Origin of the sequence: Pseudanabaena sp. lw0831 (assembly GCF_016584665.1) — a bacterium.
Taxonomy (GTDB): Bacteria; Cyanobacteriota; Cyanobacteriia; order Pseudanabaenales; family Pseudanabaenaceae; genus Pseudanabaena.
This window is the reverse complement of record NZ_BBJB01000044.1, coordinates 87,660-100,499: the sequence shown is the minus strand read 5'-3', so window position 1 is coordinate 100,499 and position 12,840 is coordinate 87,660. Positions and strand designations below refer to the sequence as shown.

The following is a 12,840-nucleotide window of genomic DNA, read 5'->3' as shown; positions in this document are numbered from 1 at the left end:
TTTATTTTGAGGAAGTGGTGAGCCAATAAGTTTGCATTAGCCCTTTGCCTTTGACTTCGATCGCACCACGCGCGACTAGCTCAAATTTATGTTTGAGCAATTCATAGGTGGCGGCAGTCACTTGAATTTTACCAACTTCGCTGTGGGACTCCATCCGACTCGCCACATTCACCGTATCACCCCAGAGATCGTAAATAAACTTTTGCGTACCAATTACCCCTGCAATTACAGCGCCAGTATGAATACCGATACGGATTTGCAGTGGTTTACCAGTCAATTTGCGGAGTTCATCCACTTTATCGACCATATCTAATGCCATAGCTGCGATCGCCTCCGCATGATCTTCTGTCGGGAGAGGGATACCACCTGCCACCATATAGGCATCACCGATGGTTTTGATTTTCTCCAATCCATAGGTTTCGCAAAGGGTATCAAAATTAGAAAAAATTAGATTAAGCAGATCGACCAACTCCTGAGGAGAAAGCTCTGAGGACATTTTGGTAAAGCTGACCAGATCGGCAAAAAGAACCGTAACTGACTCGAAGCTATCGGCAATAACTCCGTGAAATTGTTTAAGGCGATCAGCGATCGCTTTAGGCAAAATGTTTAATAATAATTTCTCGGATTTTTCTTGCTCACTATGAAGTGCTTCCTCGGCAAGTTTTCGTTCGGTAACGTCATCAAGTACACCCAAAATACCAATAGTCTTGCCCTCTGCATCAATAATTGGCAACTTACTAATATCTAGCCATATTGATTTCCCCGACTTGTCTGGATTAAGCTTCCGCTGAATTACATGCATTTCAGGAATATTCGATGCCATTATTTGCTGATCATGGGCGCGAAATATATTTGCTAACTCAGGATTTCCAATTAGATCGTAATCAGTTTTGCCCACTACGCTTTCTGGGGTTGCTAGTTGAGCAGACATCGCCCAATTCTTATTACAGCCTCGGAAAACCAGATTTGTATCTTTCCAGAAAATTTGTTGCGGAATACTATCAATTATTAATCGCAAATAAGTTTTTTGTTCTTCGAGAGCTTGCTCTGCTCTCACACGAGCAGTTATATCTTGGAAACTCCATACACGCCCAATAATCTGATTGCCAATCCTCTGTGGACGGGAATAGCGTTCCAATACTCGGCCATCGATGAGTTCTAACAAATCATAACTTTCATATTCAGGATGACGATAGAACTCTTGCGATCGCAGCATAAAGTCTTGAGGATCAATCATCATTGTCGATAGAAATTCCAATCTAAGATCAGCATCGTTTGTAGATAGAATCTCTGGAGATAGCAAGAACATATCGACAAATCGCTGATTGTAACTATTGACATGACCTAGCTGATCCACTGCCACTACTCCATCAGCGATCGATTCAAAGGTAGCTTTTTGTAAACTCACAAACTCTTCAAGAGTGGACTCTATTTTCTTTCTTTCCGTAATATCAATTCCAATCGAGAGAACCTCTACTAGTCTCCCTGAATCATCCAAAATTGGACAGTTTGCCCAAGATATCCAAACTTCTTCTCCATCATTGCGAATGTTTTGACTTTCTTGAAACATAGAAACTTGGGGAACCTTAGGGCTGTTTCCCATCCAGTTAAGCAAATCAGTAATAGTTGTATCATCACTATCTTTGATAATTGTGCCACTAATATTTTTGCCTACCATCTCATCATGATTGCGAAATCCAAAGAAAGTTAAACCATATTCATTAATAAATTTAATTGTGCCAGCAATATCTCTCCGTAAAATGATGCAATTAGCCGCTTCTACAAGGGTACGGTATTTAGTCTCACTAGTTTTCAAATCAGAAGTACGCTGTTCTACCCGAATTTCCAATTCTTCTTTACTTTGGGCAAGCGCAGTAAAAGAGATTTGCAACTGTTGAGCCATTTGATTAAAGGAATCAGCCAAAATTGATAGCTCTCGAACATTCGCAGTTTGAATGGGTTTATAGGGCTGACCAGTAGCAAGATCGGCTGAGGCAGAGAGATTTGCTAGCAAATGCGAAGCATCGATTAGTTTCTCTACGGGTTTTGCAATCCACTTTGATGTATAGAAGCCTGTCACACTAGCTAAGATAAAAGCTAAAGCACATAACACAATTGTGTTGCGCGTATTGATGTTAATGCGATCGCGAAAGTCTTGTTCCGACACTGCCACGATCATCAACCAGTCTAGCCCCTGATCGTTTCGCAATCTCGTAATCTGTACATATTGAGTCGCACCTTCCCATTCCATTTGGATTTGCAAATACTTGGGAATATCAGCAGAATTAGGATATTTTTGTTGCAGATTTTGAAAAATTAATCGCAGTAAAGGATTTTGACTTTTATTAGCATGAATACGTTGTTGTTTTTTATCTATGGAAATATAAGGCGCTTCAGAAGTTGACGTAGCGACGATTTCTCCTGATGGTTCGAGAATAAATGCTTGTCCTGTTTTGGAGATTTTTAGTTGTCGTAGAAAGTCACCAATTTGAGAAAGGGTCAAGTCGATCGCAATGACTCCGCGTAAGTTACCAGATTCGCTATAAATCGGCAAAGAAGCTGTAATCCCTAAAATTGGACGCGCCACAAATAGATAAATCGGACTCCAAACTGCTTGACGAGCCTTGACAGCACTTTTATACCAAGGGCGATCGCGAGGATCGTAAATATTCGCTTCAATCTGGTTTAGGATTTTTCCAACAGTATCTAATCGATAGATTAATTTTTGCAGGGAAGCTGATGAATTTTGCAAGAAAGATTGATGTAATACCAAAGCATTACCTTCCCTACGCTCAACACCGATAAATTGCCCTTGTGGATTTGCTGCGTAGAAAAAATATAAACTTTGAGCTTGGCGCATCTGTTGCCAAAATATCTTATCTAAACTATTTAAATTCTCAAAATTTAAATAGCCTGCCCTTGCCATTGCTCCATGGGCTTGCAAAATTTCTAAAGGTGCATCGAAGTAGCCACGCACATGGGCTTCAATTGTGTTGGTTACTTCTTGTCCAATCTGGGGAGCTAGCTCTTGAGTTGCTTCGCGTCCGTTCTGTACAGATAGCCAGCCTGTGATACCCACCGCCAAAATCACTTGCGTCACAAAAGGAACAATCAGCAATATCTTGAGAGACATCTGGCGATCGCGTTGGGATTTGTGATCTGTACTGATGGGATCAGTCATACAAAAGCTGCGTAAAAATGCTAGACAATCCCCATAATAAAGCGATCCTCGATTAAAAGTATGTGTCTGCGCCTATTTGCTCAGATTTATTTGCTCAGCATCAATCAATTCCGCATAGGTAGTTTTAAACAACTTTAATTTGTTTGGTTTCGTAACAAGCGCAACAAAAACAGCTCTGAGCATCACTGGATCTGCCCAAAAGATGATCAATTCCTTAAAACATCCTACCTAAGGCATAAATTTATTAGTACAATCCAAGGTAGCGATCGTAACTACCCGATTACGATGAAGCTCACATAATAGTTCTTTAACACCATCCCTTTCAGTCCATGATGAATAGCAACGCACTACCCGTAAAACAAGGTTTGTACGATCCACAGTTTGAACACGACGCTTGTGGAGTCGGCTTTATCGTACATAAATCAGGAAAGAAATCCCATGCGATCGTTGAGCAAGGGCTGACGATTTTGGAGAACTTGGAACATCGCGGCGCGTGCGGTTGCGAGACAAATACGGGTGACGGTGCTGGGATTTTGATGCAGATCCCCCATAAGTTTTTGGTAAAAGTGGCAACAGCAGCAAATATTTCTTTGCCAGAGGTCGGTCAGTATGGCGTGGGCATGGTTTACGCTTCGCCAGATCCTGAAGCGCGTAAAAATGGTAGGCAAACTTTTGAAAAGTTGGTTGAGTCTGAAGGCTTAAAAGTTCTCGGTTGGCGCGATGTCCCGACCGATAATTCCTCCTTGGGAGCAACAGCGCAATCGAGCGAGCCGTTCATGCAGCAAGTATTTATTTTGCGATCGCCAAATCTAGCAGATGATCTTGCCTTCGATCGCAAGTTATTTGTAATTCGCAAACTCGCTCATACTGCAATTCGCACTTCCAAGATCGATCCCTATTGGTATCCCCCTAGCCTTTCCTGTCGGACGATGGTCTATAAGGGAATGCTGATGACGGCGCAGGTTGGTAAATATTATCCTGAACTTCATGATCCCGATCTAGAGAGCGCTCTGGCGCTAGTTCACTCGCGCTTTAGTACGAATACTTTCCCCAGTTGGGAGCGCTCTCACCCTTATCGCTACATTGCTCACAATGGCGAAATCAATACTTTGCGCGGCAATACTAACTGGATGATTGCGCGTCAGTCGATGTTTGAGTCGGATTTGTTTGGGGATGATATCTCCAAGATCAAGCCCGTCATTAACATCGAAGGTAGCGACTCCACTATTTTTGATAATGCCTTGGAATTGCTTGTACTTGCAGGGCGATCGCTGCCTCACGCGGTGATGATGATGATTCCTGAGCCTTGGACGGCTCATGAGGCGATGAGCGATGAGAAGAAAGCATTTTACGAATATCATTCCTGCTTAATGGAACCTTGGGATGGACCTGCTTCAATCGCATTCACCGATGGCACGATGATCGGCGCAGTATTAGATCGCAATGGCTTGCGTCCTTCGCGTTATTATGTCACTAGGGATGATTTAGTGATCTTTGCATCGGAAGCAGGTGTATTGAATATTGCACCCGAAATGATTGAATCGAAAGGTCGCTTGCAACCAGGAAGGATGTTCCTAGTAAATATGGAAGAAGGGCGGATTGTTGCTGATGAAGAAATCAAGCATCAAATCGCGACCGAACATCCATATCGTGAATGGATTAATCAGCATATGGTGGACATCGCCAATCTCAAAGATGGCGTAGCTAGTGAACCAGAAGCAATTCCTTTAACTCAGAAACAAAGTGCCTTCGGCTATTCCTTTGAAGATCTGCGCTTGCTATTAACACCAATGGCAAGAGATGGTGTAGAAGCTGTAGGTGCGATGGGTAATGATGCTCCTTTAGCAGTTCTTTCCAATCGTCCCAAACTACTCTACGATTATTTTCAACAGTTATTTGCACAGGTAACCAATCCACCGATTGACTCTATTCGTGAAGAGATTATCACTTCTGCCGAAACCACAATTGGTGCAGAACGAAATCTCTTAAAACCTGAGCCAGAAAGCTGTCACTTGATTGAGTTAAAAACTCCGATCCTCAGTGATGCCGAACTTGCGAAGTTGAAGCACATTAACGAAGGTGGTTTTAAATCGGTTACTCTTTCTACTTTGTTCAATCCTAAAGATGGAGTCAATGGATTAGAAGCAGTGATTACGCAAATTTGTGCTAAAGCTGATCAGGCGATCGCAGATGACGTGAATATTTTGATTCTTAGCGATCGCGGCGTGAATTCCGACAATGCACCGATTCCAGCTTTACTTGCTGTATCAGGCTTACATCACCATCTCATCCGCACGGGAACCCGTACTAGGGTCGGTCTAGTCCTCGAATCTGGCGAACCTAGAGAAGTGCATCATTTTGCCCTATTGATCGGCTATGGTTGCGGCGCAATCAATCCTTACCTTGCCTTTGAAACCATCAAAGACATGATCGATCAACATCTCTTGGTAAATGTCGATTTCAAAACTGCGGTTAAGAACTATATCAAGTCGGCGACCAAAGGCGTAACCAAGGTTGCCTCCAAAATCGGTATTTCCACAATCCAGAGCTATCGCGGCGCTCAAATCTTTGAAGCCGTTGGCTTGAATCAAGATGTGATCAAGAAGTACTTCACTTGGACAGCCTCACGCATCGAAGGCGCAGATTTGGAAGTAATCGCCAAAGAAGCGATCGCTCGTCATACCCACGCTTTCCCCAATCGCCCTGCTAGTGGCAACACCCTCGATGTTGGCGGCGATTATCAATGGCGCAAAGATGGAGAAGCGCACCTATTTAGCCCTGAAACTATTCACGCATTACAAAAAGCGGTTCGTGATGGCAACTATGAACTGTTCAAGAAATATTCCAGTTTGGTAAATGAGCAAAATCAACAGCATTTCACCCTGCGCGGCTTACTCGATTTCAAATCCCGTAAGTCGATTCCCCTTGAAGAAGTGGAACCGATTGAATCAATCTTGAGCCGCTTCAAAACGGGGGCGATGAGTTATGGTTCGATCTCGAAGGAAGCCCATGAAGCTCTGGCGATCGCCATGAATCGCATCGGCGGCAAGTCCAACACAGGCGAAGGTGGTGAAGATCCCGATCGCTACACATGGACAAACGAACAAGGCGATTCCAAAAATAGCGCCATCAAACAGGTTGCCTCTGGACGTTTCGGTGTCACCAGTCTCTATCTCTCCCAAGCGAAAGAGCTACAAATCAAAATGGCTCAAGGCGCAAAACCAGGGGAAGGCGGTCAGCTTCCAGGGAAGAAGGTCTATCCTTGGATTGCCAAAGTCCGCCACTCTACCCCTGGTGTAGGCTTGATTTCACCACCACCTCACCATGATATCTACTCCATCGAAGACCTTGCTGAGTTGATTCATGATCTTAAAAATGCCAACCGCGCCGCCCGTATCAGCGTTAAGCTCGTATCGGAAGTGGGAGTAGGCACAATCGCCGCAGGAGTTTCTAAAGCCCACGCCGATGTAGTGCTCATCTCTGGCTACGATGGCGGCACAGGCGCATCACCCCAAACCTCGATCAAGCACGCTGGCTTACCTTGGGAACTCGGACTCGCCGAAACCCACCAAACCCTCGTTCTCAACAACCTCCGCAGCCGCATCGTCGTGGAAACCGACGGACAAATGAAAACAGGGCGTGATGTTGTCATCGCCGCTCTACTAGGAGCCGAAGAGTTCGGCTTTGCTACGGCTCCCCTCGTCACCCTCGGCTGTATCATGATGCGCGTCTGCCACCTCAACACCTGCCCCGTTGGTGTCGCCACCCAAGATCCCCAACTGCGCGACAAGTTCACAGGCGATCCTGCCCACACCGTCAACTTCATGACCTTCATCGCGATGGAAGTCCGCGAACTGATGGCGAAACTGGGTTTCCGCACCCTTGATGAAATGGTCGGACGTACTGAAGTTCTAGAAGCCAAGCAAGCAGTCGAGCATTGGAAACTCAAGGGCTTAGACTTCTCGAAGATTCTCTACCAACCAGAAGTTGGCGAAGATGTCGGTCGCTATTGCCAAATCCCTCAAGATCACGGTTTGGACAAATCCCTTGACATGAATGTGTTATTAGATTTATGTCAAGCTGCGATCGTGGATGGCGAACCCGTCGAAGCAGTAGTTCCCATTAAGAATATCAATCGTGCCGTCGGTACGATTCTCGGCAACGAAATCACCAAGCGTCATTGGGAAGGATTGCCCGATGACACCGTGCATCTACATTTCCAAGGTACGGCTGGTCAAAGCTTCGGTGCATTCGTTCCCTCTGGTGTGACGATGGAACTCGAAGGCGATACCAACGACTACCTCGGCAAAGGTCTGAGCGGCGGCAAAATCATTCTCTATCCTGACAAAGCTTCTACTTTTGTTGCGGAAGAGAACGTAATCGCAGGTAACGTCGCACTCTACGGCGCAACCAGTGGCGAAGTCTACATTTGTGGTATTGCTGGCGAACGCTTTGCAGTACGCAACTCTGGCGTAAATGCTGTAGTCGAAGGCATTGGCGATCATGGTTGTGAATATATGACTGGCGGTAAGGTCGTGGTCTTGGGCTTAACAGGACGGAACTTCGCGGCTGGTATGAGTGGCGGTATTGCCTACATTCTCGATGAGTCTGGCGACTTCGCAACCCGTTGCAATACTTCAATGGTCGGCTTAGAGAAACTCGAAGATCCCGAAGAAATCAAGGATCTGAAGCAGTTGATTCAACAGCATGTTGACTATACAGAGAGTGCTAAGGGTGCGAAGGTTCTCGCTGATTGGAATGCGATGCTTCCTAAATTCGTGAAGGTAATGCCCAAGGATTACAAGCGAGTATTACAAGCGATTAAGGAAGCCTTGGAAGATGGTTTGAGTGGTGATGATGCCCTCAACGCCGCCTTTGAAGCCAATTCCCGCGATGTCGCCCGTATCGGTGGCAGCTAATTAACAAGAGGCAGGGGGCGCAAGCCCCTTGTTTTTTATGTGATAATTTAGATATGGAAAATTTGATGGAACAAATACGAAGTTTATGAGTACCCCTGCAACTATTGATGACATCTACAAGCTATTTCAAGCCTCTAAAGAGGAGTACGATCGCCGTGCTGCTGAAGCTGATCGCCGTATGGTAAAGCTAGAAAAAACAGTTGATAGAACTAGTAAGGCTGTTGAAGCACTTACAACGAGATGGGGACGTTTTGTCGAAGAGTTAGTTGAACCTGCGGTTTTGCGACTATTTCAAGAAAAAGGCATTGATGTAAAAGAAGTGTATCCTCGTGCCAGAACTAAACGCCAAGGGGTTGCAATGGAGATTGACATTCTGGCTGTGGATGATACAGAACTGGTGTTAGTGGAATGTAAGTCGCGTTTATCAAAGGATGATGTGGATGAGTTTGTTGAGAAGTTAACGCGCTTTAAAGATGCTTTTCCACATTATGGCAACTTCAAAGCCTATGGTGCTGTGGCAGGAATTGAGATTAATGAGGGGATAGATCGTTATGCTTATCGTCAAGGTTTGTTTGTGATTAAGCCTTCGGGTGATGGTGTGGCGATCGCAAATGATGACGATTTTAAACCTGTTACATGGTAAATCTTGACCAAGAAACATACGATCGCCTTTTTAAATCGCTTGAGAGGACTTATCAGGGCGGTTCGTATAGAGTTACCGATCCCTCATGATTTATTTCCAACTTTAAACCAGTTCCCTAGAGTGTTAAAGCGAGAATAGCTAATGAATAGTCAATTTTGGAATCAAGTCAAAACTAAGTATCAGCTTGGGAAGCTAATTTATGGAAAAGTAGAATTTTATGCGCCTTTTGGGGTGTTTGTTGATATTGGGGATGATAATGTAAAGGGAATTATCCAGATTCCAGATTTTTTGGATAATGGGGCGATGATTCCAGAAATGTATCCTGAGATTGGTTCGCCTGTGGGGGCGGTGGTGGTTGGCTATACTGAGGACGATCGCAATCAAGTTTGGTTGAGTGTTAAGCCGAGTGTGTTGCAAAAGTCTTTGGTTAAGTTGAGAATGCCAGTTGCTAGTCAAGTGTAAATTTTGTAGCGATCGCAAATGCTGGCGATTTTAAAACTGTTACTGATCGCTAAGGGCTGAATATCCACAAACAAAAATGATTATTTCGTTTGGTTGTAAAGAAACCGAGAAGATTTGGCAAGGCTTGCGATCGCGTAAGCTACCATCTGATATACAGGAAAGAGCTTTACGCAAATTACGTCAACTTGATGTGTCGGCTAATCTAGAAGATCTCCGCGTACCACCTGCTAATCATTTAGAAGCACTGGTTGGCGATCGCATTGGACAATACAGCATTCGCATCACTAAGCAGTGGCGATTGTGTTTTGTTTGGCAAAATGGAAATGCTTATGATGTTGAGATAGTTGATTATCATTAGGAGCAAAGGCAATGGAAGATACTTTACTGCGTAACCCCCATGTTGGCGAAATCTTGCAATATGAGTTTTTGGAAGAGTTAGATATTAGTGCAAATAGTTTGGCTGAGAGTTTGCGGTTGCCATATTTGAGTATGCAGCAAATTATTCAAGGTAAGGCTCCTATGACCGCGGATGTTGATTTGCGGTTATGTCGCTATTTTGGGTTGTCGGATGGTTATTTTTTGCGGTTACATTATGCCTACGAGTTAATGGAAGCAAAAAGAAATTTAGGCGATATATTGCGTCAAATAGTCCCAATCACAGCATTACATTAGATAATCATCTCAGTAACAAGATCGCAATCAAGTTTGGTTGAGTGTTAAGCCGAGTGTGTTACAAAAGTCTTTGGTTAAGTTGAGAGTGACAGGTACTAGTCAATCTTAAACAAATTATATTGTATTATCAGTGAAATAATCGCTAATCAAGCAAACGTAAATGTCTCAAAAACCTCCTATTAATATTGCAATTTGGCAATGGGCTTTGATTGGTGCTGGTTCTACAATAGTATTGGTACTTGCTGCATATGGTGCATTTAATTTAATCGGTAATTCAAAAGGTTTAGTCACTACTAGCGCAAGCTCGACCCATCAAAATAAAAATTCTGACGCTAATAGCCAATCAACTACAAATAAATCTTTTCAAAGTCAAAGTGTTTCCAATAACCTTATTGCTGGAACTTGGCTAATTGACATTGCTGGCAGAAACATTGAAGTTGTCATTACTAATGATGGTCGCGTTATTGTTCCTGATCCAAAGAATTCATCTAGAGCTATTGAAGGTGGTATAAACATCAAGAAAATATCTAGTAATAACTATTCATCCTTAAATGGTTTTAGCCCTTTAGTTGGAACTTGGTCATTTGAGATGCAGGCAATAGGATCAAACTTTGAAACTATTCAAGCAGTGATTACTAATGATGGTGATATTGATATTGCTAATCCCTATGGTACATAACCATCAGGACGAATTGCAAAAGTAGTCAGAAAGTTATCTGACGATACTACTGTAACTTTCTCAACTACTATTAAATTCGTAGATTTTGACAATGGTTGTAATGCAGAAATAATAAGTAGAGCCAGACAGTCAGAAGCAATAACATATGTCAACGCGCTCACTCGATCTCAGCAAGCATTTTACTTGGAAAAAGTACGATTTGCACCTACAATTAGAGATCTTGGAGTTATAGATAGAGATGAGACTGAAAACTATAAATATCGTATATTTGCTCCAAACTCTGAGGTTTTTCGTCGTAACAGTCACAAGATTCATTTTAGTCTTGGTGTCGCAGTATACCAGATTGGACAAGCAAAGAAACCAAATCTGGAAAGTTATGTTGGTGCAGTTAGATTTATTAAGGTTGGAGATAATATTATGACAAACTCAATTATCTGTGAGACAGATAGTGCATCCACATCAGAACCACCTTTTCCAGTCCTGATTGGAGATAACCAACTTAAATGTGCTCCTGGCACACACGATTACAATTCGAGACCCTCGCTTTGTAAGTGAGAGAGAGACGATCACTGTTTTGATGTTGTTGGTTTGTTGAGGGCGATCGCTTGTGTGGTGAAAGTGTTGATGTTTTAGGTGATCGCTTTAAGATTGAAATTAGGGACGATCTGATAAAATGAAAGCCAAAAGATAACATTAATAATCACTTCCCACCCTATGCAAATCACCCTAGACATACCAGACGATATCGCCACCACTGTGCAGGACAACCTGCCGCAAATATTGGTGCTAGGATTGCGAGAAATGAACGCTAATCCCAACAATGGCTTTTCTGGATTAACAGAAATCTTACACTTTTTAGCCAAACTTCCATCTCCTCAAGAAGTCCTAAATTTACGCCTCGCACCAGATGCACAGCAAGAAATTGATAATCTATTAGAAAAAAATCGTACTCAAGGCTTTAACGAAAGCGATCGCCTCCTATGGCAGCATTATGAATTTATCGAGCATTTAGTTCGCCTTGCCAAGACTCAAGCCCTGACTAAGCTACAGCAGAGTCAATGAGTAAGAGTTATATTTCCACTAAACTTAGAAAACTAGTCAGCGATCGCGCTCAAAACTGTTGTGAATATTGCCTAATTCCCGAAAGTTTAACTTTAGTTTCCCATCAAGTAGATCATGTAATTGCTGAAAAGCATGGAGGCAAGACCACAGAAGAAAATTTAGCTTTATCTTGCTCACTCTGCAATCAAGCTAAGGGTAGTGATATTGCTTCTATCGATTTAGAGACAGGTGATGTTATTAGACTTTATCATCCTAGACAAGACCAATGGCGAGAAAATTTTCAAATCGAAGAATCTAGTGGCGTAATTTATCCATTGACCGCAATTGGGCGCGTAACAATACAGCTACTGAAGATAAATCGATCAGCTTGCCTACCATATCGGCAAATGCTGGCTCAAGCAAAAATATTGGTGCAAAAATGATGTTTTTGGTTTGTTGGGGGCGATCGCTTGTTCGTGGAAGTATAGATATTTTAGGCGATCGCTTATAATTGTTACTAGCAAGAGAATGGAGTTAAGCAAATGATGACTCAAACAATGGTAAAGCCCTCTTCGTGGATATCCACAGGAATTATTACCGCAAAAGTTCGCGATCGGTATTTATTTAAGTTCTCTGAGCCATTACAAGAGCGCTTAGATAATTTGAATGAACGACTTAAAGGAATTGGACTAAATGACCAAGAAAAAGCAGAATTAGCGGGAATTTTGGAATTAGACCAGATTTTTACCTTACTTAATGCCAAAATCATTAGCGAATCCTAGATTTTGTATGGCAATTCCTACAGCAGTAAGACTCCAAATAAGACAAAGAGCTAGTTTTTTATGTGAGTATTGTCATTCTTCAGAAGAAATTAGTCCTGCAAGGTTTGAGATAGATCACATTCAACCGAGATCTATTGGAGGTTCAGATAACATTGATAACTTAGCCCTAGCTTGCCAGCGCTGCAACTCACACCATTACAACTTCATCCAAGGCAAAGATCCAGAAACATTAAACGCCGTAAATCTATTTCATCCCCGTCAGCAAGTATGGAATCATCATTTTATTTGGAGTAACGATGGATGTAGAATTATTGGTATTACAGAAGTGGGAAGAGCAACTGTAACCCGACTAGATTTGAATGATGAAATTCGAGGTGAAGGAGAAATTATGCGAGCTAGAAAAGCATGGGTGAAAGTCGGTTGGCATCCTCCATTGAGTGATTCAAGAAAATTTTTTTAGT

At 42.9% G+C, this 12,840-nt stretch carries 13 protein-coding genes; 11 read left to right on the top strand and 2 right to left on the bottom strand.

The features are described from left to right. Position 1: 1 nt before the first annotated feature. Complete coding sequence (locus APA_RS07770) at positions 2–3,181, bottom strand: adenylate/guanylate cyclase domain-containing protein (RefSeq protein WP_201321714.1); 3,180 nt, start codon at positions 3,179–3,181, stop codon at positions 2–4. A gap of 332 nt (positions 3,182–3,513) precedes the next feature. Between APA_RS07770 and gltB the strand changes: the two genes are divergently transcribed. The 6 genes from gltB (at position 3,514) to APA_RS07740 (ending at position 10,556) form a co-directional block, all read left to right on the top strand. Continuing rightward, complete coding sequence (gene gltB, locus APA_RS07765) at positions 3,514–8,100, top strand: glutamate synthase large subunit (RefSeq protein ID WP_201321740.1); 4,587 nt, start codon at positions 3,514–3,516, stop codon at positions 8,098–8,100. 85 nt (positions 8,101–8,185) lie between these two features. Continuing rightward, positions 8,186–8,743 (top strand): DUF3782 domain-containing protein, encoded by a 558-nt coding sequence (locus tag APA_RS07760; RefSeq protein ID WP_201321713.1) that lies wholly within the window; start codon positions 8,186–8,188, stop codon positions 8,741–8,743. A gap of 141 nt (positions 8,744–8,884) precedes the next feature. After that, positions 8,885–9,205, top strand: a complete 321-nt coding sequence (locus APA_RS07755) for a S1 RNA-binding domain-containing protein (protein WP_201321712.1) — start codon at positions 8,885–8,887, stop codon at positions 9,203–9,205. 76 nt (positions 9,206–9,281) lie between these two features. Further along, positions 9,282–9,563: a type II toxin-antitoxin system RelE/ParE family toxin gene (locus tag APA_RS07750; RefSeq protein ID WP_201321711.1), complete on the top strand. Its 282-nt coding sequence runs from the start codon at positions 9,282–9,284 to the stop codon at positions 9,561–9,563. A gap of 11 nt (positions 9,564–9,574) precedes the next feature. Further along, on the top strand, positions 9,575–9,877 hold the full coding sequence (locus APA_RS07745; protein ID WP_201321710.1) for a HigA family addiction module antitoxin: 303 nt from the start codon (positions 9,575–9,577) through the stop codon (positions 9,875–9,877). A 160-nt stretch (positions 9,878–10,037) separates the two neighbouring features. Next, complete coding sequence (locus tag APA_RS07740) at positions 10,038–10,556, top strand: hypothetical protein (RefSeq protein ID WP_201321709.1); 519 nt, start codon at positions 10,038–10,040, stop codon at positions 10,554–10,556. On the opposite strand, the gene APA_RS25125 is transcribed toward APA_RS07740, so the two are convergent. Then, entirely contained in the window at positions 10,544–10,717 is a 174-nt protein-coding gene (locus APA_RS25125; RefSeq protein ID WP_236579450.1) for a hypothetical protein, read from the bottom strand. The two genes, APA_RS07740 and APA_RS25125, sit on opposite strands and share 13 nt — an antisense overlap. A gap of 22 nt (positions 10,718–10,739) precedes the next feature. Between APA_RS25125 and APA_RS07735 the strand changes: the two genes are divergently transcribed. From APA_RS07735 to APA_RS07715, 5 genes are all read left to right on the top strand, one after another. Beyond that, a complete protein-coding gene (locus APA_RS07735; protein WP_236579449.1) occupies positions 10,740–11,111 on the top strand; it encodes a type IV pilin-like G/H family protein in 372 nt (123 codons plus the stop codon). Positions 11,112–11,270: 159 nt separating this feature from the next. Beyond that, a complete protein-coding gene (locus tag APA_RS07730) occupies positions 11,271–11,618 on the top strand; it encodes a hypothetical protein (RefSeq protein ID WP_201321708.1) in 348 nt (115 codons plus the stop codon). Further along, positions 11,615–12,040 carry an HNH endonuclease gene (locus APA_RS07725; protein ID WP_201321707.1) on the top strand — a complete coding sequence of 142 codons (426 nt, stop codon included), beginning with the start codon at positions 11,615–11,617 and terminating at the stop codon, positions 12,038–12,040. The genes APA_RS07730 and APA_RS07725 overlap by 4 nt, the downstream gene beginning before the upstream one ends. A 99-nt stretch (positions 12,041–12,139) precedes the next feature. After that, complete coding sequence (locus APA_RS07720) at positions 12,140–12,379, top strand: hypothetical protein (RefSeq protein WP_201321706.1); 240 nt, start codon at positions 12,140–12,142, stop codon at positions 12,377–12,379. A gap of 7 nt (positions 12,380–12,386) precedes the next feature. Continuing rightward, positions 12,387–12,839, top strand: coding sequence for an HNH endonuclease (locus tag APA_RS07715; protein WP_236579448.1), 453 nt, complete (start codon positions 12,387–12,389; stop codon positions 12,837–12,839). Position 12,840: the final 1 nt, after the last annotated feature.

What these genes read in the sequence shown, in the direction of transcription:
- APA_RS07770 (WP_201321714.1), bottom strand. Translation starts at nt 3,181, where the DNA reads ATGACTGATCCCATCAGTACAGATCACAAATCCCAACGCGATCGCCAG.
- gltB (WP_201321740.1), top strand. Translation starts at nt 3,514, where the DNA reads ATGAATAGCAACGCACTACCCGTAAAACAAGGTTTGTACGATCCACAG.
- APA_RS07760 (WP_201321713.1), top strand. Translation starts at nt 8,186, where the DNA reads ATGAGTACCCCTGCAACTATTGATGACATCTACAAGCTATTTCAAGCC.
- APA_RS07755 (WP_201321712.1), top strand. Translation starts at nt 8,885, where the DNA reads ATGAATAGTCAATTTTGGAATCAAGTCAAAACTAAGTATCAGCTTGGG.
- APA_RS07750 (WP_201321711.1), top strand. Translation starts at nt 9,282, where the DNA reads ATGATTATTTCGTTTGGTTGTAAAGAAACCGAGAAGATTTGGCAAGGC.
- APA_RS07745 (WP_201321710.1), top strand. Translation starts at nt 9,575, where the DNA reads ATGGAAGATACTTTACTGCGTAACCCCCATGTTGGCGAAATCTTGCAA.
- APA_RS07740 (WP_201321709.1), top strand. Translation starts at nt 10,038, where the DNA reads ATGTCTCAAAAACCTCCTATTAATATTGCAATTTGGCAATGGGCTTTG.
- APA_RS07730 (WP_201321708.1), top strand. Translation starts at nt 11,271, where the DNA reads ATGCAAATCACCCTAGACATACCAGACGATATCGCCACCACTGTGCAG.
- APA_RS07725 (WP_201321707.1), top strand. Translation starts at nt 11,615, where the DNA reads ATGAGTAAGAGTTATATTTCCACTAAACTTAGAAAACTAGTCAGCGAT.
- APA_RS07720 (WP_201321706.1), top strand. Translation starts at nt 12,140, where the DNA reads ATGATGACTCAAACAATGGTAAAGCCCTCTTCGTGGATATCCACAGGA.
- APA_RS07715 (WP_236579448.1), top strand. Translation starts at nt 12,387, where the DNA reads ATGGCAATTCCTACAGCAGTAAGACTCCAAATAAGACAAAGAGCTAGT.